A 23,605-nucleotide genomic window follows, 5' to 3' on the forward strand; every position below is an offset into this window, starting at 1 on the left:
CGAGTGAGGCCACGATCAGTAATGTTGACACGATCAGCTACCACTGTTGACCAAAAGCCGCCTACTTGGCCGTGTTGTTACCCCCATTTGTGATGATTCACACGGAGGAGCAACCTCGACCAGGTATGCGCTGGTGATCAGGCGCGCCTATTCGACTGACCGGCGCGCGCGGGCGCCGTCATCCGGTCCCGAGCTCGGGGTGCTTCTCCAGGTAGCCGCGCACGAACGGGCACTCGGGCACGACGGCCAGGCCCTTCGCGCGCACGTCCTCCAACGCGTGCCGGACCAGCCGGCTGCCCAGGCCCTTGCCCTCGACGGCGACCTCGGTGTGGGTGAACGTGACGACGCCGTCCGCCGAGGTGTACTCGGCGAAGCCGCCCAGCTCGCCGTCCAGGCGGACCTCGTAGCGGGACCGCTCGGGGTTGTCGGACACGGACACTGCGGTCACGGGTGCTCCTCCACGCTCTGGTTCGGCCGGTGCCACGGTAGTCGCGGCGTGCAAGATTGTCTGATGGACGTGTACCTGCTGATCCTGGGCGACCACCTGCCCAACCCGTACACCGGTCGGGCCGTGACCGAGTGCGACCGGCTGCGGGCGATGGTCGAGCAGGCCGTCGTGGCGGAGGAAGCCGGCTTCACCGGGGTGGCCATCGGCGAGCACCACTTCACCCGGTACATCGTGTCGGCGCCGGAGCTGCTGCTGGCCACGATCGCCGACCGCACGTCGACGTTGCGGCTGTCCACCGGGGTGACGCTGCTGGCGCACCACGACCCGGTGCGGGTGGCGGAGAACCTGGCCACGCTGGACGTGCTGTCACGGGGCCGGGCGGAGCTGATCGTGGCGCGGGGTGTGTCGCAGCGCACCGACGCGGCGTTCGGGGTGCAGGACGACCTGCGGGCGCGGTTCGACGAGAACCTGCGGCTGCTGCTGCGGCTGCTGGAGGAGAAGCACGTCACGTGGGAGGGCAAGTACCGCAGTCCGCTGGTGGACGTCACGACGACGCCGCGGCCGGTGCAGCAGCCACGGCCGCTGGTGTGGATCGGCAGCGGGTCGGCGGTGTCGGCGGACCTGGCGGTGGAGCTGGGGCTGCCGCTGATGCTGCCGAGCACGTTGCGGGACCCGAGCACGCACCGGCCGGTGGTGGAGCGCTACCGGGCGGCGATGGGCGGGGGCGGGCGGGTGGCGTTGCCGAGCCACGTGTTCGTCGCGCCGACGGCGGCGGAGGCGCGGGCCACGTGGCGGCCCCACCTGGCGGCGTACGCGGAGTTCGCCGACCCGTGGCGCGGTGACGGCGACGTGGACGTCGACCTGCTGATGGAGGGCGCGGCGGTGTGCGGCGACCCGGCGGAGGTGACCGAGCGGCTGAACCGGCTGACCGGGCTGCTGGGGCTGGACGCGCAGCTGGTGATGGTGGACATAGGGGGTCTCCCCCACCAGGCCGTGCTCGACACGATCCGCCTGTTCGGCCGGGAGGTGCTGCCGAACCTGGACCCGTCGTCGGCCCGGGCGGCGGGCCGCGCGTCCTGAGCGTCGACCTCGCGCGGGTCGGTCGACCCCGTCGACCGGACTCGTCCGCGCGAGGCCTCGTGAACGGCGGTTCACCGAACCCGTGATCCCGTGCCCGGAATCGTCGTCGTTTCGGGTGGAACAGGCCCGTCGGGTGTGCTGAGCGTTGAATTCGGGTGTTCCGAACGCAGGACACGGGTGTTCTGAACGTAGGACACGCGAGGTTTGACGGTAGGACTCTCGCGTTTTGGATGTAGGACTCTCGCGGAGTGGGTAGTCCGGGTGCGAAGGAGGTTGCCATGGTCCAGCCACAACCGCCCGACCCGCGCCCCGTCCCCGTGCCGCCCCCGATGCCGCAGCCGCCTCGGGAGCCGTCACCCGGCACGGAGCCGCCGATCCCGCCCACCCCGGAGCCGCCACCGCCCAACCGGCCCGCGCCCAACGAGACCCCGCCCACGGGGTGAGGGCGCGACCGGGGAGTCAGGGGACCGGCAGGTCCGGTGCCGCGCCGTGAGCACGGCCTTCGGTGAACGCCGAGGTGAAGGGCGCGGGACCTAGGGCGGCGCGGGTGGCCGTGGTGATCCGGGCCACGTCGCCGCGCTCGCCGGGCGGGAGAGGGGCGCCCGCTCCTTCCCTCAGGGCCGCGGCGGCGCCCAGCAGGCGGGCCGCTCGGCGGTGGTCGCCGGCCAGGGCCTCCGCGCCGGCCAGTCCTTCCAGCGCCAGGGCCACGGCACGCGGGTCGGTCGACTCGCGTGCCGCGGCCAGGCCCTCCAGGTGCAGGGCGCGGGCGGTTTCGGCGTCGCCGCGCCGTTCGGCGATGAAGCCCAGCTCGGCGACGACGAGGGCGATCGCGATGTCCGACTCGAGCCGCCGGTCGAAGACCAGCCACTTGCGCAGCAGCGCCTCGGCCTCGTCGAGCCGGTCCTGGCGGCGCAGGCTCAGCGCCAGGCCCAGCTCGGCGAACTCCTCGCCGGTCGTGTAGCCCTGCGCGGCGGCCCGCGAGCGGGCGCAGTCGTGCAGCTCGTCGGCTTGCTCGTGGTCGCCGGTCAGCAGCGCGATGCGGCCCAGCGCGGACAGCTCGTCCACCACGTCGGTGCTCAGGCCCAGCTCCTCGGCGATCCGCAGGCCCTCGCGGTGCAGGGCCGCGGCACGCTCGTAGTCGCCGACGATCTCCGCGTGCGCGCCGAGCCCTGACGTCGCGTGCAGCAGCCCCCACCGGTCACCCACCTCGGTGAACAGGGCCATGCTGCGCTCGCCGTGCCGCGCCAGGGCTTCCAGGTCGCTGCGCATCCGCTCGTAGCGCGCGAGGGTGCCGAGCGCGGCGGCCGTGCCCCACCGGTCGTCCTGGGCCTGGAACACCGCCGGCGCCGACCGGACCAGGTCCTCGCCCACGCCCCGCTCGCCGATCCCCGCACCGACGAACCCGAGGAACCACTCGGCCCTGGCCCGGCGTGCCGCGGCACCCCGGTCGGCGGGGCGGGTCCCGGGCGGCGGCACGAGGCCCGACGTCACGCCCGTGAGCAGGTTGAACGCGGTGTGCCAGGCCTGGACCGCGCCCGTCAGGTCCTCCGGGCCGCCACCGGCGAGCGCCGCGGTGAACGCCCGCCGGCCCTCGCCGAGCCTGCCGCGCAGCACCCAGTACCAGGCCAGCGAGTCGACCAGCGGCAACGCCTCGCCGTCCCGGGCCGCGCGGTCGATCGCGGCGCGCAGGTTGGCCGCTTCGTCGTCGAGCCGGCGCAGCCACCGCCGCTGCTCCGGGCCGCGCAGGAACGGGTCGGCGGTCGCGGCCAGGCGCGCGTAGTGGTCGCGGTGCCGTCGTTCGACCAACGCCCGTCCCGTGCGCGTCCCCGAGGTGAAGGTCCGGGCGCTGCCGGCCCAGTTGGCGCTCGACGCGGGCCGCGTGGTGCCCGCCGACCGGCTGATCGACCGCCTGTGGGGCGACCGGTTGCCCGCGAACCCCGCCGGCGCGTTGCAGACCAGGGCGTCCCAGCTGAGGGCCGCGCTGGACGGATGCCGTCCGGTGTGCCCGCCGAGGCCGCGGACTCGTTGTCGGGCGCGCTGTCCGCCGCCGCCGGGTTGCCGGAGGCGGCGGCGCGGGCGCTGGTGGAGTCGGCGCGGGCGGCGTTCACCAGCGGGCTCGACGTGGCGGCGGTGGTGGCGGCGGTCCTGGTCGCGGGCGCCGCCGTGCTCGCGGTGACCGTGCTGCGCGACGTGCCCACGACCGCCGCGCCGACGGCCGAACCGGCGACCGCGGACGCCTGACTCCCGGAGGTCCGCCGGGGACGCGGGCACGTCCCCGGCGGGCCGTCAGGTGCGCACCACGACCAGGCGGCGGGTGGCGCGGGTCAGGGCGACGTACCGCTCGGCCGGTGTCATGCGCTCCGGGTCGACCACGACGACCGTGTCGAACTCCAGGCCCTTGGCCGCGCGCGGGGTGAGCGGGCCGGCCGGGCTGATCACCGCGAACGTGCCGGTGGCCGGGCGGAACGACCACGGGTCCGCGCCGGTGACCTCCAGGGGTGGTTCACCGTGCCGCACGGACGTCGGCGCGACGGCGTCGGGGTCGACCTCGGCCAGCGCGCCGGCGGCGTAGGCCATGATCTCGGCGGGTGTGCGGTAGTTGACCGTGAGCCTGCGGTGCTGCCAGCGGCCGCGGGCGAGCGGGTCCAGCACCTTCCGCCAGTCGCGGGCGCCCGCTTCGGCCTGCCGCTGGGCCAGGTCGCCGACGATGGTCATGGACCGGTTCGGCCCGCGCCTGGCCAGCACCCGCCAGTCCATTTCGGACAGTTCCTGCGCCTCGTCGACCACGATGTGGCCGTAGGTCCACTCGCGGTCGGCGGCGGCGCGCTCGGCCAGGACCCGGTGGTCCGCGGCCGTGTGGCGGTCGGCCAGCCACTCGGCGTCGACCAGGTCCACGGCCCGCAGCTCGTCCTCGTGCATCGCCTGGTCGGTGTCGATGACGTGCAGCACGCCCTGCGCGTACTCGACGGCGCGCCTGCGTTCCGCCGCGGCGCGGCGCTCGGCCTCGCCGTCGGAGCCGAGCAGCTCGGCGGCCTCGTCCAGCAGCGGCACGTCGGAGACCGTCCACGCGTGCGGGTCGGCGCGGCGCAGCTCGGGGTGTCCGAGGGCGGAGCAGCGGCCCGCGTAGAGGTCGGCGAGCAGTTGCCGGGGCGTGAGGACCGGCCACAGCCCGGTGACGGCCCGCCGCACGTCGGGGTGGCCGGCGAGCTCGCGCCGCACGTCGGCCGCGAGTTCCGGCCAGTCCTCGCCGATGAGGTCGAGCGCGGGCGCGACCAGGGCGTCCACCAGGGCCCGGTGGAACACGGGTTGGGCCTCGTTGTGCCTGAGCCCGGCGGCGCGGGCCCGTTCCCGGGCCTGTCCGGCGATCGCGGCGGTCAGCGGGACGGTGACGTCCTCCAGTTCGACCGGGACGGGCTCGACGGGCAGCTCCTGCCGGTCGGCGACGGCCTCGACCAGCAGGTCGACGGCCGAGAGACCGCCCTTGAGGGCCTGGAGCTCCGGGGTGTCCTCGAGGTCGGTCCGGACGCCGGGGAACAGCTCGCCCGGCGTGGCGAACACGACGTCGGTCTCGCCCAGGGACGGCAGGACCTCGCCGATGTACCGCAGGAAGCCCGCGTTCGGGCCGACGACCAGCACGCCTTGGCGGGAGAGCCGTTCGCGTTGCGCGTAGAGCAGGTAGGCCACGCGGTGCAGCGCCACGGCCGTCTTGCCGGTGCCCGGACCGCCCTCGATCACCAGCACGCCCCGGTGCGGCAGGCGGATCACCTCGTCCTGCTCGGCCTGGATGGTGGCCACGATGTCGCGCATGGTGGCGGAGCGGGGCGCGTTCAACGCGTCGATCAGCGCTTTCGAGGTGAGCTGGAGCTCGTCGTCGTGGAAGCCCTCCAAGCGGCTGCCCCTGGTCCGGAAATGGCGGCGGCGGGTCACCCCTTCCGGGTTCGCCGCGGTCGCGGTGTAGAACGGGCGGGCGGCCGGCGCGCGCCAGTCGGTCAGCAGCGGCTCGTAGTCGCGCTCGGTGTCGAACAAGCCGACCCGGCCGACGTAGACGCGGTCGTCGGTGGTGTCGATGCGGCCGAAGCACAGGTTCTCCGCTGCCACGCTCAGGCGGCTGACCTGCGCAGACAGTGTGCGAACGGCCACTTCGCGGTGCCAGCGCTGCTCGTCGCCGTCCTGGAGCGCGGCGTCCAGCTCCGCTCGCGCGGCGGCCTGCTCCCGCGCCAGCCGATCGTGCAGGAAGGTGATCCGCTGTTGTTCGGCGGCCAATTCCCCGATGGTCACGCTTGCCCCCTGTGATATACTGGGATTGTCTTTCCTCCGCCATTTCCGGCGACATCAACCTTTATGTCTAGCACATTCCCCGACGCATTTCACGGGACCTGCCTCGCACCCCCCGATCGCGTGAAATGATCGGCGACGTGGAATACGACGAGTTGGTGGTCGCCGTCGCGCAGCACGCGCCCGTGCCCGGTGACGTCGCGGAGAACGCGCGCCGCGCGGCCGACGTGGTCTCCGAGGCCGGTGACGCGGACCTGGTGCTGTTCCCGCTGCTGTCGCTGACCGGCTACGACCTGGACCGGCTCGCCGAGCAGGCGTGCTGGGTGACGGCCGACGACCCGCGGCTGGACGTGGTCCGCGAGGCGAGCCGGGCGCACGGGGTCACGGCGGTGGTCGGCGCGGCGTGGCTGGGGCCGGACGGTCGCCGGTTGCTGGCGTCGGTGGCGTTGTCCCCGGACGGTTCGGTCGACGTGGTCGGCAAGCAGTACCCGAGCCGGGCCGAGCGGGAACTGTTCGAGCCGGACGAGCCCGCGCCGCCGGTGGACGTCCGGGGTTGGCGGGTGGCGCTGGCCGTCTGCTACGACGCGGCGGCCCCCGAGCACGCGCTGCGAGCCGCCCGGCGCGGCGCGGACGTGTACGCGGTGTCGGCGCTGTACACCGAGGGCCAGGAAGGGCGGCTCGACGTGCACCCGGCGGCCCGCGCGATGGACCACCGGATGTACGCGCTGGTGGCGAACCTGGCCGGCGCCGGTCCGGGGTGGCGTTCGTGCGGCGGCAGCGGGGTGTGGCACCCGGACGGGCGGCGGGTGGTCGCGGCGGGCGCGGGGCCGCGGGTCGTCACGGCCCGGCTGGAGCGCGCCGAGCTCGACCGGTTGCGCGCGGACGACCGGCGAGCCGGATACCGGGGGTAGCCGCCGGTCTCGGGCGGCGAGGCCGTGGTCGTGACCGGGGTGGGTCGCCGGTCGGGCATGCCCAACTTCGTCTGGATGGTCGACCCCGCATAGGGGTTGATCTGCGGGACGCTGTCCGTGGGCGGGTGAACACGGAGAGGACGTGGAAGTTGCGCAAAAAATGGACCCCCTTTCGCATCACCGCCTTGTCCCTGGTCTCGGCCCTGGCGGCCGCCGGGGCGCTGACGGGGGCCGCGAGCCCGGCGTCGGCGGACACGAGCGCGGTGCGCGTGGAGTACACCTGCACGACCTCCGCCGGTCCGGGCGCCCAGATGACCGTGTGGGTCGTCGGCGGCCTGCCGAACGATGGCGCCGGCTCGAACAGCGCACCCGGCAACCAGTACTTCTACATCGACGTGGACCTGGACATGCGCGAGCTGCGCCCGGTCCTGACCCTCGCCGAGGGGGTGCGCCTGGACGGTGACAGCACCGCGAGGCTCGGCGCGAGGATCGTCGGCCCGGACGGGACGCGGACCACCGAGGCCGCGTTCACCTTCGCGCCCAAGTGGTTGCAGACCACCCAGGGGACCGCGGTGCGGGCCGCGGGCGCCTTCCCGGCCCAGGTGCTGAGCGTTCCCGGCGGCTACGACGTGCGCGTGGACGACCTGGCGCTGACCCTGCGCCCCAAGCGCGCGGACGGCACGCCTCTCGGCACGATCACCGCCTCCTGCACGCACGACCCGGCGCAGAACGACCTGCTGGGCACCGTGCTGGTGCAGGGCCTGATCGCGGAGCGGCCACCGCGCCCGGACGGGCTGACGGTGGTCTCGACGACCCCGACGTCGGTGACGCTGACCTGGCAGGGCTACCCCTGGTGGAACAAGATCGGGGGCTACGACGTGTACCTGGACGGTGACGGCGGGCACACCGGCTTCGTCACCGAGAACCAGGTCACGCTGACCGGGCTGACCCCGGACACGCAGCACCGGGCGAAGGTCGTCACGGTGGACGTGCAGGGCATCCGGTCGAAGATGAGCAAGGGCCTGATCTTCACCCTCCCGCGGGCCTGACCCGCACGACCCGCCGATCGCCGGGGTCCGCCACTCGCGGACCCCGGCGATCGGGCTGCGCGCGATGCCTTTGGTGCGGCTGTCGGCCCCTCACAGGGCGCGCAGCACCGCCGCGCTGTCCGCGATGCAGTCGGCGAGGGGAGGCGGCTCGTCCTCGGCCACCCAGCGGGTGACGGCGACCTGGAACACCGTCACGGCGCTGTGCGCGGCGAGGTCGGCGACCTGGTCGGCGACGCCCCGCTCGCGCAACGTCCCGGCGGTCGCGCCGGCCAGCGCCGCGAGTTTGAGCAGCTCGCGTTCCCGCAGGCCCGGGTTGGCCTCGATCAAGCGGTTGCGCCGCACGGCGTGCTCGCGCCGGTCCTCCAGCAGCGCGCCCGCCGCGACCACGCCGGCCAACGCGGCGTCGAGGGGTTCGGCGGTGGGCGGCGCGCCGAGGATCGCGGTCGACGCCACCTGCTCCATCACCTGGGCCCCGTCGAAGAGCACCTCGCGCTTGTCGGCGAAGTGGCGGAAGAACGTCCGCTCGGTCACGCCGGCGCGTTCGGCGATGTCCCCGGCGGTGGTCTGCTCGAAGCCGCGCTCGGCGAAGAGGTCCATCGCGGCGCGGATCATCCGCCCGCGGGCGTCCGGCTCCCAGCGGCTCATGACCGCGAGTGTAGTGATGACAGTCGCTGACATGGCGTGCTACGGTCGATGTCAGTCACTGACATAGCGGAAGGAACGCCATGCGCGTCTTCGTCACCGGTGCCTCCGGCTGGATCGGCTCGGCCGTCACCGACGAACTGCTCGCCCACGACCACGAGGTGGTCGGCCTCGCCCGCACCGCCGAGGCGGCTGCCGCCTTGGAGGCCAAGGGCGCGACCGCGCACCGCGGCAGCCTGGACGACGTCGACAGCCTGGCCGCCGGGGCGGTGGCCGCCGACGCCGTCGTCCACCTCGCCTTCAAGCACGACTTCACCGACTACGCCGGCGCCGGCCGCAGCGAGCACTCCGCCGTGCGCCGGATGCTCGACGCCGTCGAGGGCAGCGGCAAGCCGTTCCTGCTCGCCTCCGGCGTGGCCTCGGACATCGCGGACCGGCCGCTGACGGAGGACGACCCGTCGCCGCACCACGGCGCCGACTCGCCGCGCGGCGGCAGCGAGAACCTGGCCCTGTCCTACGCCGACCGCGGTGTCCGGCCGGTGGCGCTGCGCTTCGCCGCGTCCGTGCACGGCGCGGGCGACCCCGGCTTCGTCTCGGTCCTGGCGAAGGTCGCGAAGCACCGGGGCGCGGTCGGGTACCTCGGCGACGGCTCGAACCGCTGGCCCGCCGTGCACCGCTCCGACGCGGCACGGCTGGTCCGGCTCGCGCTGGACCGGGCGCCGGCGGGGTCGCGGGTGCACGCCGTGGCCGAGGAGGGCCTGCCGACCCGTGACATCGCCGCCGCCATCGGCGACTACCTGGGCCTGGACACGGTGTCGGTCCCGCGGGAGGACGCCGAGGCGCACTTCGGCTGGATCGGGCACTTCGCCGGCATGGACATCACCGCGTCCAGCGCCCGCACCCGGGACCTGCTGGGCTGGACGCCGACCGGCCCGACGCTGCTCGCCGACATCGCCGCCGGCGCCTACCGCCTGCCGCAGTGACCACCGCGCGGTGACGTGACCGCCGTGACGTGACGCGTTACGCGGTGACGCGCTGCCGCCGCAGCGGCACGACCAGGGGCGTGCCGGTCTCCGGGTCCTCGATCACCCGGCACGGCAGGCCGAACACGTCCTCCACCAGCTCGGCGGTCACGACGGCGGCGGGCTCGCCCTGCGCCACCACGCCGACACCGGGCTTCATCGCGATCAGGTGGGTGGCGTAGCGGCACGCCTGGTTCAGGTCGTGCAGCACGGCGACGAGCGTGTGGTTGCCGTCCTCGTGCAGGTCGGCGCACAGGTCGAGCACCTCGACCTGGTGCGCGATGTCGAGGAACGTGGTCGGCTCGTCCAGCAGCAGGATCGACGTCTGCTGCGCGAGCACCATGGCCAGCCACACGCGTTGCCGCTGCCCGCCGGACAGCTCGTCCACCAGGCGGTCGGCCAGGTCGTGCACGCCGGTCATCCGCATCGCGCCCGCGGTGACCTCCTCGTCCTCGGCGGACCACTGCCGCAGCAGCCGCTGGTGCGGGTACCGGCCCCGGGCCACGAGCTCGCCGACGGTGATGCCGCCGGGCGCGATGGAGGTCTGCGGCAGCAGGCCCAGCCGGCGCGCGACCTCCTTGGAGCGGTAGGCGGAGATCGCCCGGCCGTCGAGGTACACGGCCCCGGCGCGGGGTTTGAGCATCCGCGCCAACGCCTTGAGCACGGTGGACTTGCCGCACGCGTTGGGGCCCACGATGACGGTGAACGAGCCGTCCGGGATCTCGACGTCCAACCCGGACACCACGACGCGCTCGTCGTAGGACAGCGTCAGCTCCGCACCGCGCAGTCGCCCGGTGGTCGGCCCCGTCTTCGGCACGGTCACGTCGTGCTCCCCTTCCGCCACTCGTGGGCCAGCAGCCACACCAGGTAGAGCCCGCCGATGGCGCCGGTGGCGATGCCGACCGGCAGCTGGGTCGTCGGGAACAGCCGTTGCACCGCGAAGTCGCCGACGACCAGCAGCAGGCCGCCGGTGAGCGCCGACGCGGCCAGGCCGGGCCCGGACGCGCCGGTGAGCCGGCGGGCGACCTGCGGCGCGGCCAGGGCCACGAAGCTGATCGGCCCGGCGGCGGCGGTGGCGACGGCGGCCAGGCCGACGCTCACCGCGAGCAGCGCCAGCCGGGTGCGCTCGGCGTTCACGCCGAGGCCGGTGGCGGCGCTGTCGCCCATCTCCAGCAGCGCCAGCCGCCGTCCCAGCGCCAGCGCGCACGGCAGCAGCACGGCCAGCACGACCGCGACCACCTGGGCCTGGTCCCAGCCCCGGTTGTTCAGGCCGCCGACCAGCCACGTCTGCGCGGCCAGCGCGCTCTCCAGCGTGGCCCGCGTGATCAGGTAGGAGTTGACCGCGAGCATCATGGCGCTCACGCCGATGCCGATGAGCACCAGCCGGAAGCCCTGCACGCCCTGCTTGAGGGCCAGCAGGTACACGGCGGTGGAGGTGAGCAGGCCCGCGGCGGTCGCGCCGAGCGCGGTGGCCGCCATGCTGCCCTGCGCCAGCACGAGCACCGCGATCGCGCCGGTGGCCGCGCCCTGGGTGAAGCCGATGATGTCGGGGCTGGCCAGCGGGTTGCGGGACAGGGACTGGAGGATCGCGCCGCTGAGCGCGAGCGCCGCGCCGACCAGCAGGCCGGTGATCAGCCGTGGCAGGCGCAGCGTGAAGACGACGAAGTCGGCGTAGCCGTCGCCCTGCCCGGCGACCGTGGCCAGCACCTCGCCCACGGTCAGCGGGAAGTCGCCGGTGACCATGGTCGCGACGGCGGCGACCGCGGTCAGCACGGCGATGGCCGAGCTGACGAGCAGCGCCCGTTCGCTGATCCGCAGCGAGACGGCGGGGGTGCGGACGGTCCTCACAGCGTCGCCAACTTCCGGCGGCGGCACAGCGCGATGAACACCGGCGCGCCGATGAACGCGGTGATGATGCCGACCTCCATCTCCTGCGGGGCGATGACCACCCGGCCGACGACGTCCGAGCCGAGCAGCAGGATCGGCGAGAGCACCGCCGAGTACGCCAGCACCCAGCGCTGGTCGCTGCCGCCGATCATGCGGGCCACGTGCGGCACGGTCAGGCCGACGAACGCGATCGGCCCGGCGGCGGCGGTCGCGGCGCCCGCCATGAGCGTGACGGACAGGACGCCGAACGCGCGGGTGCGGTTGACGTTCGCGCCGAGCGCCTTGCCGGTGTGGTCGCCGAGCGCCAGCACGTTGAGGTTCCGGGCCAGCAGGAACGCGATGAGGATGCCGGGCAGCACGAACGGCGAGACCTGGCCGACCAGCTCGAAGTCCCGGCCGGCGAGCGAGCCGACGTTCCAGAACCGGAACGAGTCGAACGTGTGCGTGAACAACAGCAGGATCGCCGAGACGTAGGCGTAGAGCACCGCGGTGAGCGCCGCGCCGCTGAGCACCAGCCGATCCGGGGTGGCCGCGCCCCGCCCCGCCGCCCCGAGGACGTAGACGACGGTCGCCGTGCCCGCCGCGCCGAGCAGGGCGAACCACACGTACCCGGTGGGGCTGGTGATGCCGAAGAACGCGATGGCGGACACGATCGCCGCCGCCGCGCCCATGTTCACGCCGAGCAGGCCGGGATCGGCGAGCGGGTTGCGGGTCAGCGCCTGCATCACCGCGCCGGACAGGCCGAGCGCCGCGCCGACCAGCAGGCCGAGCACCGCCCGGGGCACGCGGACGTCGCGCACGATGGCCGCGTCGCCGGTGCCGTCGTCGGCGAGGAGCAGGGCGAAGGTGTCGGCGAAGGGGATGCTCTTGGTGCCGATCCACAGGCTGAGCAGCACGATCAGGCCGAGCACGCCGATCGACACCAGCAGGCCGACCCCTCGCACCGCGTCGCGCGACACCCGCACCTCCCCGAATTTTAGGTAAGGCTAACCGACACCGGGGCCGAGTCGATCGCCCGGTTGGCCTCGCGACGTGGACGAGGACCCGACCAACGAGGTGGGCGAGGACGTCATCCGGAACGCGGGCGACGAGCCGTGCGCCGACCTGGAGAACCCGCCGCTGTGCCGTCCCGGGCGGTGGTCACGCGAGGAGGAGCGCGACGACCGCGACCAGCGGCGGCGTGAGCTGGGCGATCGCCCCGACGACGCCCGCGCCCTTCGGCCGGCTCGACGCGAGCCGGTCCGACACGGCGAGACCGATGCCGGCCGGCACCGTGAAGCCGCACGTGCAGAGCACGAGCGCACGGCCGACCGGTTCGTCGCCCGTGTGCAGTCGGCGGGCACCTCGAACACGCCCCAGTGCACACCGGGCCGCCGGAACAGCAGCGTCTCCCACACGAACACCAGCAGGTGGATCCCCGCCGCCACCCCCGCGGCGGCCTGGGCGACGGCGTTCACGACGACCACTCCCCCATCGTGATCCCGTGCCTCCCGACGACCTCCCGCAGCACCGGCGCGGCCTCGGCCGGCGGCGTGTCGGCGGGCACCGCCCGGTCGACGTCGCGGAAGAACCGGCCCATCGCGTCGGTGAGGGAGAACGCCAGGAACTGCACTGACGGCGAGTGCACGGTGAGCGTGTGCGCGGCGTCCACCTTGACGGTGATCCTCGCGTCCGGCGAGTTCAGCTCGAAGCCCTCGCCTGCGGTGCTCAGGTGCGTTTTCATGGTCCGCCGGTAGGAGCGGTCCGCGACCGCTCGCGAGATCGCCGCACTGGTGTCGGCGGGCCTCGGGGTCGCCGAGCTGCACCGGGCCGCGATCGACGTGGTCGAGCGGGTCGTGCCGACCGACCTGACCTGCTGGGCGTCGCTCGACCCGGACACCGCCGTGATCAGCTCCATGACCAGCGGGCCGACCGGCGCCCCGGCCGAGCACGAGCCGCTGCCGGCGGCCTGCGAGTACGGCGGCGCCGAGCCGCACGCGGTCGCCGAGCCGGCGCGCCGCCCGGAGGCGGTGGCGCGGCTGTCGGACGTGCCGCGCCGCGGCCTCGCCCGCAGCAGCCGGCTCGACGAGGTGCGGCGACCGCTCGGCCTCGGCCGCGAGCTGCGCGCGGTGTTCCGGGTGGACGGCACGTGCTGGGGCGCGGCCGGTCTGGTGCGGCGCGGCGAGTTCACCGACCGGGAGGCCGCGTTCATCGCCTCCGTCGCGCCCGCGCCGGCCGCCGCGACGAGGGTCGCGGCGCGCGCCCGGCCGGTTCGCGGTGATGCTGCGCGCCGTGGTGGCCGGGGCGCGGGCGGCGCCGACCGGCACGTTCCGGCCACGCGTGCGCGACGCGTCCGGCGGCTGGGTCCTCCTGCACGCCAGTCGGTTGATCGCCGAGGACGACCGCGAGACGGTGGTGACCGTCGAACGGGCGTCCGGCGGCGAGCTGCTCGGCCTGCTGCTCGCCGCCTGCGGCCTCACCGCCCGCGAGCGCGAGGTGTGCCGCGAAGTGATCGCCGGACGGTCCACTTAGGACATGGTGGCCCGGCTCGCCATCTCCGCGCACACCGTGCGGGACCACCTGAAGTCGGTGTTCGGCAAGGTCGACGTGCGCGGCCGGGGCGAGCTGATCGCCAAGCTCCGGCCCGAGGATCGCCCGGCCGCGTCCTGACGCACCGGCCCGCGCGGCGCCGGGTGCCCGAACCACCTCTGGACACTTGGTCACGTCTGCCTGTAACACATGGTTGACAAGTACCGGCAGGAGTCCGAGGAGGTCCGATGGCGGCACGGGACATGGATCGGCGCACGCTGCTGCGCCACGCCGGGGCGGCGGGTGCGGTCGGGGCGCTCTCCGCCCTGTTCGGTAACGTGCCGGCGATGGGTCAGCCCGCCACGACTCCGTTCGACCTGCACTTCGCGGTGACGCACAAGCACCGCCCGTTCGACCTGGTCGCACCGCGGTTCGTGCAGTACGACAGCGCCATCGCCCGACCGCCCGCCACCTCGGACACGCTGGTCAGCACCGGCGTGCGGCCCCGCGCCCCGTTCGGTTCGGTGCTGGTGGAGGTGCAGCGCGCGCAGGGCGTGGTGGTCGCGGGCCTGGCCGGCGGCGCCACCTCCGTGCTCGGCACGCTCGACACGACCACCGGCAAGGCCTCGATCGAGGTGACCGCCGGTGGCGCCACGACCGTGGTGAAGACCGCCGACGTGCGCGTGGCCGGCGCGTTCCGGTTCGCCGTCGTGGTCAACGAGAACGCGGTCACCGTCCTGGTCGACACCACCGGCACGGGCACCGGCTGGCAGCCGGTGCTGACCGAGCGGGACGGCGTGCGCGCGCTGGTCGACCTGCGGGTGCCCGCAGTGCTGGGCGGCCTCGACTACGTCTACGGCGGGCGCGGCGGCGACGTGCGGTTGGGCCGGGTGCGCGCGGGCTACTTCGGCCAGGCCGGCGTCCGCGACCCGCACGTGGTGCAGCACGCCGACGGCAGGCCGTTCATCCGCGACGGCAAGCTGTACCTGACCATGACCAACGCCGGGCTCGGCTTCTTCCAGCAGGCGCACTGGGCGGTGTGGACGATCGACCTGGCCGACCCGTCGAAGCTGGAGCAGGTCGCGATCCTGTTCTTCGAGCGCGACGGCGTGGTGCTGGGCGACCACGCCGGGCAGATCGTGCACGACGACCGCACCGGCCGGTTCATCCTGCTGATGAGCTCGTGGGGCGACTTCGCGTTCCAGGGCGTGCACGTGCGGCACACCACGACCACCGCGAACGTGCTGCGCGGCGTGCACGTCCTGCGCACCGAGCGGCTGCCGCTGCCGACCTCCGTCAGCTCGTGGGACCCGGCCCTGACCCGCGTGGGCGACCGCTGGCACCTGGCGTTCGTGGAGAGCGAGGCGCAGCAGCCGGCGTTCGTGTTCCACCCGGCGCTGGCCGTCGCGGCACCCGGCGCGGACTACACCGCCACGCGGCTCGTCGGCGCGGACCGCACCGTGGACCAGACCGAGGGGACGATCATCCAGCGGGTCGGCCGCGAGTGGTACCTGTTCGCCAGCGACGGCGACGCCCGCGAGTACCCGGTGTACGACCTGGCGATGCGCAAGCTGGGCACGCTCGACGCGCCGTACGGCACGAACATCCCGCACCCGGTGCTGCTGCCGGTCGGCCGCGAGTGGTGGCTGATCACGTTCGACGGCACGCAGTACGCCGAGCCCGTGCTGGGCTACGGCGGGCACGGCGACCTGATCGTGATGCGCAGCCCCGCCCCCGGGCGCGGGTAGCCGGGGGCGGGGGGCGCGCTACCCCTGGAGCTGCTTCTCCTTGGCGAAGAACTCCTTGATCAGGTTGTCGCGCACCTGGGCGCCGTTGCCCGCGTACGGGCCGCCGGGCCCGGTGAGCTGCTCGATCTGGTTGAACAGGACCAGGCTCTGGTCCCGCTGGGCGGGGTTCATGGTGAGCTGCTGCCCGCCCACGGTGACCGTGTTGCCCTGGATGTAGTCGCGCAGGCCGTTCCAGTCGGTCTGCGGCTGGCCCGACGGCGGCTGGTAGGACAGCCGCGGCGGGTTGCCGTTCGCGTCGTGGTGGGCGTTCTCGTTGATCAGCACGTTCTGGTACTCCAGCAACGTGTTCTGCGCGTTGTGGTTGTTGAAGCCGTGCTCGTTCTGCCGGGCGTGCCCGACCTCGTGCATCAACGTCGCGTTGTCGTTGTGCTGGTCGTCGAGCATGAGGAGGTTGCTGTCGCCGTTGTAGGCGCCGCCGCCCTGCATGTCGAGGGCGTCCTTGGCCGGGGTGCCCGCGAAGTCCGGGTCGGCCATGAGGTCCGGCGGGTAGCCCATCATCTCGCCGAGGGTCATCCCCTGCTGCTCGGGGGTGAGGCCGTGGCGGTTCTCCGGCGGCAGGTCCATGACCGGCGTGTCCAGGGTGTACGGGCGGCCGTCCGGCCGGTTGCCCGTGGGCACGACGACCGCGCCGACGTCGTTGTTCACGCCGAGCTGCTGCCGGATGTCGCCGATGCGGTCGCCGATCGGCCTGGGGTCGGGGTTCGGCATCGGCGTGGCGTTCGGCGGCGGCGACATCGGGCCGTCACCGGGCACGTCGGGCGGCGGCGGCACGGTGTCGCCCTGGCCGTCGGTGGGCCGGCCGTCGGTGTCGCCGGGGCGGTGGTCGCCGCCTTCGGGGCGACCACCCGACGAGCCGGGCGGTCCCTGGTAGACGTCGTTGTCCTGCCCGATGCTGTTCAGGTCGTCGGTGATGGCGCTGTCGGTCGTGCGCATCGTCTCGGCCGAGTCGCGGACCTTCTGCGCGGCGTTCGCGGCGGCGTCGGCGGCGGCCTTCGTGGTGTCCGCGCCCTGGCTGATCGTCGTGTTCAGCGGTGACGCGATCATGCTGCCGAACGCGCCGTACGCCTCCGCCGTCGCCTGGTGCGAGCCGAGGTTCGTGCTCGTCGTGGCGAGGCCGTCGCCCAGGTTGTCCAGGTTCTGCGCCTGCCAGTCCAGGTTGTCCAGGCTCATCGCGCTGCCGTTGTCGCTGACCGCGTAGAAGTCGGAGAACGGGTTCGGCGAGGGCGGCGGGCTGATCTCGTGCCTGTCGCTGAACGGGTTGCTGGTCGTGCTGGTGGTGCTGTCCGGGCTGCCGGGCGGCGGCGAGGAGTCGCCCGAGGAGGAGCTGCCGCCTCCGTGGCGCGCCATCAGACGGCCGCCTTGGGCTGGTCGGTCCGCGGCGGCACGCCGTTCTTGCCGTCGCCGTAGAAGTCGCCGTACCCGCCGCCGGCCTTCACGCCCTCGTGCACGATGCCGCCCGCGTCGCCGAACCGCGAGAAGCCCTGCCCGATCGAGCCCATCGAACCGCCGAGCTTGCCCAGCCGCGCGGCCTGCCTGCCCAGCGCGGCGATCAGCTTGGCGATCCGGGCGCCGATCTGCACCGCCAGCGCGGTGGCCGCGCCGACCGCGTAGCCGATGAACCCGACGATGGACGCGCCCAGGGTGAACACCGCGGCGGCCGCCGCGATCAGCGCGCCCTTGACGAGCTGCGCGAGCAGGCCGGCGATCAGGTCGCGCACGATGTCGCGCAGGATGATGATCAGCGTGCCGGTCACCGCGGTGACGCGCGCCGTGCCGTCCACGACCTCGGCCAGCGAGTCCAGCTCGCCGCCGAGCCGGTCCATGCTCTGCTTGAACGCCTCGGCCGCCTTGCCCTCCCAGCCGGTGAACTGGGCCATCGCGGTCTTGTGCAGCTCGGCCTGGTCGCGGATCTGCTTGGCGTCGGCCTTGACCAGCTCGATGTGCGCCTGGATGGCGTCGCGGTCGCCCATCAGCATGTCCAGCGGCTCGCGCAGGAAGCTGACGTGCTCGATCAGCCACCCGATGCCGGCCGCCAGCAGCGTGCCGATCGGGTCGACGACCAGCGCCACCGTCGAGGCGACCACGTCGATCGCGCCGAACGTGATGTCCAGGACGCGTTCGGTCTCGCTCTGCGCGTCGCCCTCGATCGTCTTGACGAAGCTCGAATAGCTCTCGAAGATCCCGGCTCCGGTCCACTGGTCGGTCATCGCCGGCCCTCCCCGGCCGCGTCGCCGCCGTGCCCTCGCGTTACCACGGAAATCGCTCCCCCTGCTCGGATTCGTTCAGGTGCAGTGGACACCGGCACGCCAACGACAGGCCAACGTCCGGCCAACGCCCGGTTCCGCCGTCGTCGTTTGGCATGCTCGTGGCGTGACGAACCACATCGACGAGGCGTTGCGGGCGTTGGCGGACGGCGACATCGGCGGCGCGAGGGAGGCGCTCCGGGGCGGGGGCACCCCGTTGGCGGCGGCGCTGGCCGAGCACCTGGCGGCGGCGCGGGACGGCTCGCTGTACGACCGGCCCGCGGCGTTCGAGGCGTTCATCGACGGCGGCGGCAACGTGGGGCTGTACGGGGCCGTCACCGAGGCGTTGGGGCGGGTGTGCGCCGAGGCGCGGCCGGCGAGCCTGCTGGACATCGGCTGCGGCGACGGGCGTGCGCTGCGGCCCGTCATGGCCTCGACCCGCGCGCCGGCCGCGGTGACGCTCGTCGAGCCCTCCACCGCGTTGCTCGACGAGGCGGTGCGGGCGTTGGCGGGCCACGACGTCGACGCCCGGAACACCAGGGTGGAGCCGTTCGCGGCGGAGCTGCCCGCGGACGCCGTGTTCGACGTGGCCCAGTCGACGTTCGCCCTGCACACCCTGCCGCACGAGGTGCGCGACCGCGTGCTGGCCGACCTGGTGGGGCACGTCGGCGTGCTCGCCGTGGTCGAGTTCGACGTGCCGGACCTGCCGCACGCGAGCCCGGAGCACCGCCGGTTCCTGGCCGAGGCCTACGAGCGCGGGCTGACCGAGTACGAGGCCGACCGGGACCTGGTGGCGCAGGGGTTCCTGATGCCGGTGCTGACCGGTCAGCTGGTGCCGGGGGCGACCCGGGCCACCTGGGAGCAGCCCGCGGCGCGGTGGGCGGAGCAGGTCGGGCGGGCCGGGTTCACCGAGGTCCGGGTCACCCGGCTGCACGACTACTGGTGGTCCCCCGCGTTCCTGCTCACCGCGTCAGGGTCGCCGGGGTCCGCGGCTTGAGGGTGGCCGACCCCGAGGTCTTCCGGGTCTCCCACAGCAGCGACGCCGCCGTGACGAGCACCAGCACGGCCGCGGAGCCGTGCACGGCCAGCGCGTAGCCCACCGTGCCGCCGTCGGTCATCACGGCGACGCAGTCGCCGATCGGGATGATCGCGTCGGCGAGCACCACCCAGCCGAGGGCGCGGCGGTGCCGCAGCAGCAACAGGATGAGCGCGGTCAGCCCGTAGGCGAGGTCGCGCACGCCCTTGACCACGAAGTACCCGTTGCCCTCCGGCCACGGGTCGATGCCGAACCCCGCTGCCGCGCCCGGCCCGTCGAGCAGGAAGTTGAGGCCGAAGGAGAACCCGGCGAGGACGACGAGCGCGGCGAGGACCGTGTTGATCCGCTGGTGGGTCATGACCCGACTCCAGGTGCTAGCAGTGCTAGGGACAAGAGCGACACTAGCTACAAGTGCGCTCGAATGTCTAGCGCTGCTAGCATCGGGAGCGTGTCCATCCAGGAGCGCCGTGAGCGCGAACGCGCCGAGCGGCACCGGCTGATCGTCGACGCGGCCAGGGAGCTGGCCGAGGCGGAGGGGTGGGACGCGGTCACCACCCGCCGCTTGGCCGAGCGCGTCGAGTACAGCCAGCCGGTGCTCTACAGCCACTTCAAGGGCAAGGACGCGATCGTGCGCGCCGTGGCCGTGCAGGGCTTCGTCGACATCACCGAACGCATGCGCGCCGCCCGCACGGCCCACCGCTCACCCCGGCAGGCGCTGCGCGCGCTGGCGGTCGCCTACCTGGACTTCGCCGCCGAACGGCCCGCGTTGTACGAAGCCATGTTCGTGCGGGAGGTCGACCTGTCGTTCGGCTCCGGCGACACCCCGCCCGAGCTGCGGGCCGCGTTCGGCGAGTTCGTGGCCGTCGTCGAACCCCTGGCCGGCGACGACGTGGAGACCAGGATCGAGGTGTTCTGGAGCGCCCTGCACGGCCAAGCCACCCTCGACCACGGCCACCGCCTGCGCCCGACCCACCGCCGGGCCCGCCTCGACCTGCTGCTGAGCCTGTTCTCCTAGTGCACCGTCCTGTCCGACGGGTACCAGGCGCCGCCGACCGGCTCGCCCGCGAGGTTCCAGCTCCACGACACGGTGGGCGTGATGCGCAGGTAGGTGCCGGGGCCGACCAGGCCGACCCGCTCGAAGGGCTGCTCGGCGTGGCCGTACACGCGAACGCCGCGGGCGACGAACGGTTCGAGTGACACCAGGTCGTCGACCACCAGCGCCACCTTGTGGTTCCCGGCGGCGACGTTGCGGAACTTCCGGGTGGCGCGCACCGTCGCACCACCGCCGACCCACAGGAACGTTCCGTCGAACTCGACGGCCACCGGCACGACGTCGGGCTGCCCGCCCGCGCCGAGGGTCGCCAACCGGCCGAGCGGCTGCGACCTCAGGTACGCGATCTCCTCATCGGTGAAGGCCATGCCGAACGCTACCGGGGCCCGGCGGTGGACGGCACCTCGACGAGGGCGGGACTCGGCGGAGACCAGGGCGCCGGCGGGCGGACGGCCCAGCAGCACGACCGACCCGGTGCGGCCGACGGACCCTCGCGTTCCCCCTTCGCCCGGTGCAACCGGACCCTGGCGATCGGGGTTTCCGCCGAGACGCGCTATCGCGGAATACCGCGATCGGCGCAGTCCCCCACCCGTTCACCGGGCGTCGGGAACGCGTGGGGTCCTGCTCGCGTCCCGTCTCTCCCCCGACCGGATGTCACAGGGACCTGGGCTGTCTCGTCTCGGGTGTCGAAGACGGGGTCCACCGAGCACAGGAGCAGGTCATGGACGGGCACAAGGTCGCGCTGGTCACCGGGGCGAACAAGGGGATCGGCCGCGGGGTCGCCGGGCGGCTCGCGGCGTTGGGCTCCACCGTCCTGCTCGGCGCCCGCGACCGGCGGCGCGGCGAGGAGGCCGCCGCGGCGCTGGGCGGCGGTCGTGGTGCGGCCGGCCACGCTCGGCGCGGACGGGCCCACCGCCGGGTTCTGCGGCGCCGACGGCCCGGTGGCCCGGTGACCCGCGCCGAGGAGTTCGAGGAGCTGCGACCGCTGCTGTTCTCGATCGCCTACCGGATCCTGGGCAGCGTGGTCGAGGCCGAGGACGCCGTCCAGGAGACCTGGCTGCGCCACGACGCGTCCCCGACCCGGCAGGTGTCGACCCAGGCGTTCCTGCCCGCCGTGGTCACCCGGATCTCGATCGACGTGCTGCGCTCGGCCCGCGTCCGGCGCGAGGAGTACGTCGGGCCGTGGTTCCCGGAGCCGCTGCTCACCGATCCCTACCAGGACCCGGAGCGGTCGGCGGAGCCGGCCGACTCGCTGTCGGTGGCGGCGCTGCTCCTGCTGGAGCGGCTGTCCCCGCTCGAACGCGCCGTCTTCGTGCTGCGGGAGGTGTTCGGGTTCGGCTTCCCCGAGGTCGCGACGGCCGTGGACCGGTCGGAGGCGGCGTGCCGGCAGCTCGCCGTGCGGGCGCGCCGGCACGTGGACGACGGCCTGCCGCGGTTCGACGCCGACCGGCGTGGGCGCGACGAGCTCGCGGGGCGGTTCTTCGCCGCCTTCCGCGACGGGGACGTGGACGTGGACGGGGTGCGCGAACTGCTCGCCGCCGACGTGCACCTGGTCGGTGACGCCGGCGGCAGGGGACCTCGGTGGGCCGCGGACTTCGTCGGCGCGGAGGAGGTGGCCCGGGTGCTGGTCGCGCTCGTGCCGCCGTTCGCCCGGATCGGCGGCGTGGTGGAGCCCCGGCGGGTGAACGGCGAGCCGGGGGCGGTGTTCCGCGACCGGGACGGCGAGGTCGTCGACACCCGGGCGCTGGACGTCCTCGACGGGCGGGTGCGGACGATCCGCACGGTGGTCGACCCCGACGAGCTCGGGCACGTCGGCCCGGTGGCGGACGCCTGGGCGGTGCTCCGCGAGACGACGGCGGTCAGGCGTGGCCGAGGGTGTCGTCCCACTCGATGCGGTGGTCGAACTGCCAGGTGAACTTCGCCGGGTCGACGAACTTGAACGCCAGCGGCATCAGGGCGTCCCGCAGCAGGCGGCCGACGGGACCGGCGGCCTTGTCGCGGTTCGTCCGCGCGGCCTGGGCGATGATCCGCTCCACCCGGTCCCGCCGCAGCGCCTCGTAGGCCCGGAACGCCTCGTCGTGCGGCAGGTCCCGCAGGCAGCGGGCCAGCTGCACGGCGCTCTCGAACGCCAGCGAGGCGCCCTGGCCCGAGCTGGGCGACGTAGCGTGCGCGGCGTCGCCGACCAGGACCAGCCGACCGCGGCTCCACCTCGGCACGCTGGGCACGTCCTCCAACGCGCCCGTCACGACGAGGTCGGCCGGGTCGGTGGCGGCGACCATGGCCGCGGCGGGCGTGCGGTCGGCGGCGAAGGCCTCGGCCAGCACGTCCAGCCACTCCCGCGGGCTCGTGGCCCGCGCTTGCGCCGTGGTCAGCGGGGTCTTGCGGGGCAGGTTGGCGAACCAGCCGCCCGAGCCGTCGTCGTCGACCTGGTAGCCGAAGAACGCGCGCTTGCCCGACACGAGCCGCATCGCGCCGCCGGAGGACGCCTCACCGGTGCGCGCCAGCCGCGCGCCGAAGCCGAGCAGACCGGCGTAGCGCGGGCCCGGCGCGCCCGGGTCGATGATCCGCCGCACGGTCGACCGGATGCCGTCCGCGCCGACCAGCAGGTCGGAGTCCACCGCGGAACCGTCGGCGAACCGCGCCGTGACGTGCGTGCCGCGGTCCTCGGCGGCGACGAGTTCCCTGCCGTGCTCGACGGCGATCCCCCGCCGGGCCGCCTCCTCCCGCAGCAGGCGGTACAGGTCGTAGCGCCACACCAGCAGCTGTGGCGGTTCGCTGCCGAACCGGCCGAGCGTCCGGCCCGTCCAGCTCTGCAGCTCCATCGCGGTCATCGGCGTGCCGATCGCGCGCACCGCGTCGGCCAGCCCCACCACCGCCAAGGCCTGCAACCCGTTGGGCGCGATGCTCAGCGCGCCGCCCGAGCCGTCGGCCGTGCGGTCGTACCGCTCGTGCACGGTCGCCCCGATCCCCGCCTTGCGCAGGGCCATCGCGGCGACGGGCCCGCCGATGCCTCCCCCGATCACGGTCGCCCTCATCGTTCCCCCTCGTGGAAACCCGCCCACAGCGGGCGCCAGTCGTCGATGCGCGCCAGGAAGTGCCGGACGAACGCCACCTCGGCGTTCAGCAGCGCGACGCGGTACTCCTCCTCGACCAGGAACAGCGGGTGCGCGTCGGCGCCGGCCAGGATCGCCTCGGCCTCGTCCACCTGCCGGCGCAGCCCGTCGAGCCGGTCGCGCAGGAGCGCGACGACCTCGTCCGGGTGCAGGGCCGCGATCATGGACAGGGCCGCGACGAACCGCGGGTGCTCGTGCACCGGTTCGGCGACCAGCTCCCGCATCCAGTCCTTCAGCTCGGCGCGACCGGCGTCGGTCAACGCGTAGACCGTGCGCTCCGGCCGCTGCCCCTCCCGGGACGTCTCGTGCTCCACGATGAAGCCGGCCTTCTGGAGCTGCCCGAACACCATGTAGAGCGAGCCGTGGGTGAACTTGATGCTGCGGTCGTCGCCGTGCGCCCTCATGAGCCGGCTCAGCTCGTAGGGGTGCAGGGGCTCGCGGACGAGATAGCCGAGCACCGCCAACCCGAGCAGGTTGCCGACCTTCCGCTTGGACACCACCGCCACCTCCTAGTCAACTCTGACTATCCAGG

At 73.9% G+C, this 23,605-nt stretch carries 27 protein-coding genes; 12 read left to right on the forward strand and 15 right to left on the reverse strand.

Features of this window, described 5'->3' with window-relative positions; translation table 11 throughout:
• Positions 1-178: 178 nt before the first annotated feature.
• Positions 179-448: a GNAT family N-acetyltransferase gene (locus EDD40_RS08150; RefSeq protein ID WP_342777755.1), complete on the reverse strand. Its 270-nt coding sequence runs from the start codon at positions 446-448 to the stop codon at positions 179-181.
• Between the two features lie 63 nt (positions 449-511).
• On the opposite strand from EDD40_RS08150, the gene EDD40_RS08155 reads away from it, so the two are divergent.
• Together EDD40_RS08155 and EDD40_RS41555 are read left to right on the forward strand one after the other, a co-directional pair.
• Positions 512-1,528, forward strand: a complete 1,017-nt coding sequence (locus EDD40_RS08155) for an LLM class flavin-dependent oxidoreductase (RefSeq protein WP_123742369.1) — start codon at positions 512-514, stop codon at positions 1,526-1,528.
• Between the two features lie 278 nt (positions 1,529-1,806).
• On the forward strand, positions 1,807-1,971 hold the full coding sequence (locus EDD40_RS41555; protein WP_170184998.1) for a hypothetical protein: 165 nt from the start codon (positions 1,807-1,809) through the stop codon (positions 1,969-1,971).
• Between the two features lie 16 nt (positions 1,972-1,987).
• Here EDD40_RS41555 and EDD40_RS08160 read toward each other — a convergent pair whose 3' ends face one another.
• Entirely contained in the window at positions 1,988-3,334 is a 1,347-nt protein-coding gene (locus tag EDD40_RS08160; RefSeq protein ID WP_211348111.1) for a MalT transcriptional regulator family protein, read from the reverse strand.
• A 183-nt stretch (positions 3,335-3,517) separates the two neighbouring features.
• Here EDD40_RS08160 and EDD40_RS41560 point away from each other — a divergent pair, with 183 nt between their 5' ends.
• Entirely contained in the window at positions 3,518-3,769 is a 252-nt protein-coding gene (locus tag EDD40_RS41560) for a hypothetical protein (protein ID WP_170184999.1), read from the forward strand.
• Positions 3,770-3,814: 45 nt separating this feature from the next.
• On the opposite strand, the gene EDD40_RS08175 is transcribed toward EDD40_RS41560, so the two are convergent.
• A complete protein-coding gene (locus EDD40_RS08175; RefSeq protein ID WP_123742370.1) occupies positions 3,815-5,806 on the reverse strand; it encodes a UvrD-helicase domain-containing protein in 1,992 nt (663 codons plus the stop codon).
• A 137-nt stretch (positions 5,807-5,943) separates the two neighbouring features.
• On the opposite strand from EDD40_RS08175, the gene EDD40_RS08180 reads away from it, so the two are divergent.
• Both EDD40_RS08180 and EDD40_RS08185 read left to right on the forward strand, forming a co-directional pair.
• On the forward strand, positions 5,944-6,714 hold the full coding sequence (locus EDD40_RS08180) for a carbon-nitrogen hydrolase family protein (protein ID WP_170185000.1): 771 nt from the start codon (positions 5,944-5,946) through the stop codon (positions 6,712-6,714).
• A gap of 185 nt (positions 6,715-6,899) precedes the next feature.
• Positions 6,900-7,763, forward strand: coding sequence for a fibronectin type III domain-containing protein (locus EDD40_RS08185; protein ID WP_123742372.1), 864 nt, complete (start codon positions 6,900-6,902; stop codon positions 7,761-7,763).
• A 90-nt stretch (positions 7,764-7,853) separates the two neighbouring features.
• Here EDD40_RS08185 and EDD40_RS08190 read toward each other — a convergent pair whose 3' ends face one another.
• Entirely contained in the window at positions 7,854-8,408 is a 555-nt protein-coding gene (locus tag EDD40_RS08190) for a TetR/AcrR family transcriptional regulator (protein ID WP_123742373.1), read from the reverse strand.
• Between the two features lie 80 nt (positions 8,409-8,488).
• Here EDD40_RS08190 and EDD40_RS08195 point away from each other — a divergent pair, with 80 nt between their 5' ends.
• Positions 8,489-9,388: an NAD-dependent epimerase/dehydratase family protein gene (locus EDD40_RS08195; protein WP_123742374.1), complete on the forward strand. Its 900-nt coding sequence runs from the start codon at positions 8,489-8,491 to the stop codon at positions 9,386-9,388.
• A 37-nt stretch (positions 9,389-9,425) separates the two neighbouring features.
• Here EDD40_RS08195 and EDD40_RS08200 read toward each other — a convergent pair whose 3' ends face one another.
• From EDD40_RS08200 to EDD40_RS43320, 5 genes are all read right to left on the reverse strand, one after another.
• Positions 9,426-10,250 carry an ABC transporter ATP-binding protein gene (locus tag EDD40_RS08200; protein ID WP_123747844.1) on the reverse strand — a complete coding sequence of 275 codons (825 nt, stop codon included), beginning with the start codon at positions 10,248-10,250 and terminating at the stop codon, positions 9,426-9,428.
• Entirely contained in the window at positions 10,247-11,275 is a 1,029-nt protein-coding gene (locus tag EDD40_RS08205; protein WP_123742375.1) for a FecCD family ABC transporter permease, read from the reverse strand. The genes EDD40_RS08200 and EDD40_RS08205 overlap by 4 nt, the downstream gene beginning before the upstream one ends.
• Positions 11,272-12,273, reverse strand: coding sequence for a FecCD family ABC transporter permease (locus EDD40_RS08210; protein ID WP_123742376.1), 1,002 nt, complete (start codon positions 12,271-12,273; stop codon positions 11,272-11,274). The genes EDD40_RS08205 and EDD40_RS08210 overlap by 4 nt, the downstream gene beginning before the upstream one ends.
• Positions 12,274-12,454: 181 nt before the next feature.
• A complete protein-coding gene (locus tag EDD40_RS43315) occupies positions 12,455-12,610 on the reverse strand; it encodes a hypothetical protein (protein WP_246037527.1) in 156 nt (51 codons plus the stop codon).
• A 157-nt stretch (positions 12,611-12,767) separates the two neighbouring features.
• Positions 12,768-13,505, reverse strand: coding sequence for a hypothetical protein (locus tag EDD40_RS43320; RefSeq protein ID WP_246037529.1), 738 nt, complete (start codon positions 13,503-13,505; stop codon positions 12,768-12,770).
• A 68-nt stretch (positions 13,506-13,573) separates the two neighbouring features.
• On the opposite strand from EDD40_RS43320, the gene EDD40_RS43325 reads away from it, so the two are divergent.
• The 3 genes from EDD40_RS43325 to EDD40_RS08230 all read left to right on the forward strand — a co-directional run bounded on the left by EDD40_RS43325 (position 13,574) and on the right by EDD40_RS08230 (position 15,570).
• Positions 13,574-13,825, forward strand: a complete 252-nt coding sequence (locus EDD40_RS43325) for a hypothetical protein (RefSeq protein WP_246037530.1) — start codon at positions 13,574-13,576, stop codon at positions 13,823-13,825.
• Positions 13,826-13,828: 3 nt separating this feature from the next.
• The gene (locus tag EDD40_RS44315; protein WP_281277754.1) at positions 13,829-13,963 is read left to right on the forward strand and encodes a hypothetical protein; all 135 of its coding nucleotides are present in this window, start codon (positions 13,829-13,831) and stop codon (positions 13,961-13,963) included.
• Between the two features lie 107 nt (positions 13,964-14,070).
• Positions 14,071-15,570, forward strand: a complete 1,500-nt coding sequence (locus EDD40_RS08230; protein ID WP_123742378.1) for a hypothetical protein — start codon at positions 14,071-14,073, stop codon at positions 15,568-15,570.
• Positions 15,571-15,588: 18 nt separating this feature from the next.
• Here EDD40_RS08230 and EDD40_RS08235 read toward each other — a convergent pair whose 3' ends face one another.
• Together EDD40_RS08235 and EDD40_RS08240 are read right to left on the reverse strand one after the other, a co-directional pair.
• On the reverse strand, positions 15,589-16,977 hold the full coding sequence (locus tag EDD40_RS08235) for a hypothetical protein (protein WP_123742379.1): 1,389 nt from the start codon (positions 16,975-16,977) through the stop codon (positions 15,589-15,591).
• Entirely contained in the window at positions 16,977-17,837 is an 861-nt protein-coding gene (locus tag EDD40_RS08240) for a WXG100 family type VII secretion target (RefSeq protein WP_123742380.1), read from the reverse strand. Before EDD40_RS08240 ends, EDD40_RS08235 begins: the two co-directional genes overlap by 1 nt.
• A gap of 163 nt (positions 17,838-18,000) precedes the next feature.
• On the opposite strand from EDD40_RS08240, the gene EDD40_RS08245 reads away from it, so the two are divergent.
• Entirely contained in the window at positions 18,001-18,870 is an 870-nt protein-coding gene (locus tag EDD40_RS08245) for a class I SAM-dependent methyltransferase (RefSeq protein ID WP_123742381.1), read from the forward strand.
• Here EDD40_RS08245 and EDD40_RS08250 read toward each other — a convergent pair.
• Complete coding sequence (locus EDD40_RS08250; protein WP_123742382.1) at positions 18,836-19,267, reverse strand: DUF4267 domain-containing protein; 432 nt, start codon at positions 19,265-19,267, stop codon at positions 18,836-18,838. The genes EDD40_RS08245 and EDD40_RS08250 overlap by 35 nt on opposite strands.
• Positions 19,268-19,357: 90 nt before the next feature.
• Here EDD40_RS08250 and EDD40_RS08255 point away from each other — a divergent pair, with 90 nt between their 5' ends.
• The gene (locus EDD40_RS08255) at positions 19,358-19,924 is read left to right on the forward strand and encodes a TetR/AcrR family transcriptional regulator (RefSeq protein WP_123742383.1); all 567 of its coding nucleotides are present in this window, start codon (positions 19,358-19,360) and stop codon (positions 19,922-19,924) included.
• Here the strand turns inward: EDD40_RS08255 and EDD40_RS08260 are convergent.
• Positions 19,921-20,328 carry a PPOX class F420-dependent oxidoreductase gene (locus tag EDD40_RS08260; RefSeq protein WP_123742384.1) on the reverse strand — a complete coding sequence of 136 codons (408 nt, stop codon included), beginning with the start codon at positions 20,326-20,328 and terminating at the stop codon, positions 19,921-19,923. The genes EDD40_RS08255 and EDD40_RS08260 overlap by 4 nt on opposite strands.
• 353 nt (positions 20,329-20,681) lie before the next feature.
• Between EDD40_RS08260 and EDD40_RS08270 the strand changes: the two genes are divergently transcribed.
• Entirely contained in the window at positions 20,682-21,875 is a 1,194-nt protein-coding gene (locus EDD40_RS08270; RefSeq protein WP_246037532.1) for an RNA polymerase sigma-70 factor, read from the forward strand.
• On the opposite strand, the gene EDD40_RS08275 is transcribed toward EDD40_RS08270, so the two are convergent.
• Positions 21,820-22,995: an FAD-dependent oxidoreductase gene (locus EDD40_RS08275; protein ID WP_123742385.1), complete on the reverse strand. Its 1,176-nt coding sequence runs from the start codon at positions 22,993-22,995 to the stop codon at positions 21,820-21,822. The genes EDD40_RS08270 and EDD40_RS08275 overlap by 56 nt on opposite strands.
• Positions 22,992-23,570, reverse strand: a complete 579-nt coding sequence (locus EDD40_RS08280; RefSeq protein WP_246037534.1) for a PadR family transcriptional regulator — start codon at positions 23,568-23,570, stop codon at positions 22,992-22,994. The genes EDD40_RS08275 and EDD40_RS08280 overlap by 4 nt, the downstream gene beginning before the upstream one ends.
• Between the last annotated feature and the right edge of the window lie 35 nt (positions 23,571-23,605).

This window comes from Saccharothrix texasensis, assembly GCF_003752005.1.
Classification (GTDB): domain Bacteria; phylum Actinomycetota; class Actinomycetes; order Mycobacteriales; family Pseudonocardiaceae; genus Actinosynnema; species Actinosynnema texasense.

Coding starts and splice junctions, on each gene's coding strand:
- EDD40_RS08250 (WP_123742382.1), bottom strand. CDS start 19,267: ATGACCCACCAGCGGATCAACACGGTCCTCGCCGCGCTCGTCGTCCTC.
- EDD40_RS43320 (WP_246037529.1), bottom strand. CDS start 13,505: ATGAACGCGGCCTCCCGGTCGGTGAACTCGCCGCGCCGCACCAGACCG.
- EDD40_RS41560 (WP_170184999.1), top strand. CDS start 3,518: ATGCCGTCCGGTGTGCCCGCCGAGGCCGCGGACTCGTTGTCGGGCGCG.
- EDD40_RS08190 (WP_123742373.1), bottom strand. CDS start 8,408: ATGAGCCGCTGGGAGCCGGACGCCCGCGGGCGGATGATCCGCGCCGCG.
- EDD40_RS41555 (WP_170184998.1), top strand. CDS start 1,807: ATGGTCCAGCCACAACCGCCCGACCCGCGCCCCGTCCCCGTGCCGCCC.
- EDD40_RS08230 (WP_123742378.1), top strand. CDS start 14,071: ATGGCGGCACGGGACATGGATCGGCGCACGCTGCTGCGCCACGCCGGG.
- EDD40_RS08275 (WP_123742385.1), bottom strand. CDS start 22,995: ATGAGGGCGACCGTGATCGGGGGAGGCATCGGCGGGCCCGTCGCCGCG.
- EDD40_RS08270 (WP_246037532.1), top strand. CDS start 20,682: ATGGACGGGCACAAGGTCGCGCTGGTCACCGGGGCGAACAAGGGGATC.
- EDD40_RS08260 (WP_123742384.1), bottom strand. CDS start 20,328: ATGGCCTTCACCGATGAGGAGATCGCGTACCTGAGGTCGCAGCCGCTC.
- EDD40_RS08240 (WP_123742380.1), bottom strand. CDS start 17,837: ATGACCGACCAGTGGACCGGAGCCGGGATCTTCGAGAGCTATTCGAGC.
- EDD40_RS43325 (WP_246037530.1), top strand. CDS start 13,574: ATGCTGCGCGCCGTGGTGGCCGGGGCGCGGGCGGCGCCGACCGGCACG.
- EDD40_RS08195 (WP_123742374.1), top strand. CDS start 8,489: ATGCGCGTCTTCGTCACCGGTGCCTCCGGCTGGATCGGCTCGGCCGTC.
- EDD40_RS44315 (WP_281277754.1), top strand. CDS start 13,829: ATGGTGGCCCGGCTCGCCATCTCCGCGCACACCGTGCGGGACCACCTG.
- EDD40_RS08155 (WP_123742369.1), top strand. CDS start 512: ATGGACGTGTACCTGCTGATCCTGGGCGACCACCTGCCCAACCCGTAC.
- EDD40_RS08235 (WP_123742379.1), bottom strand. CDS start 16,977: ATGGCGCGCCACGGAGGCGGCAGCTCCTCCTCGGGCGACTCCTCGCCG.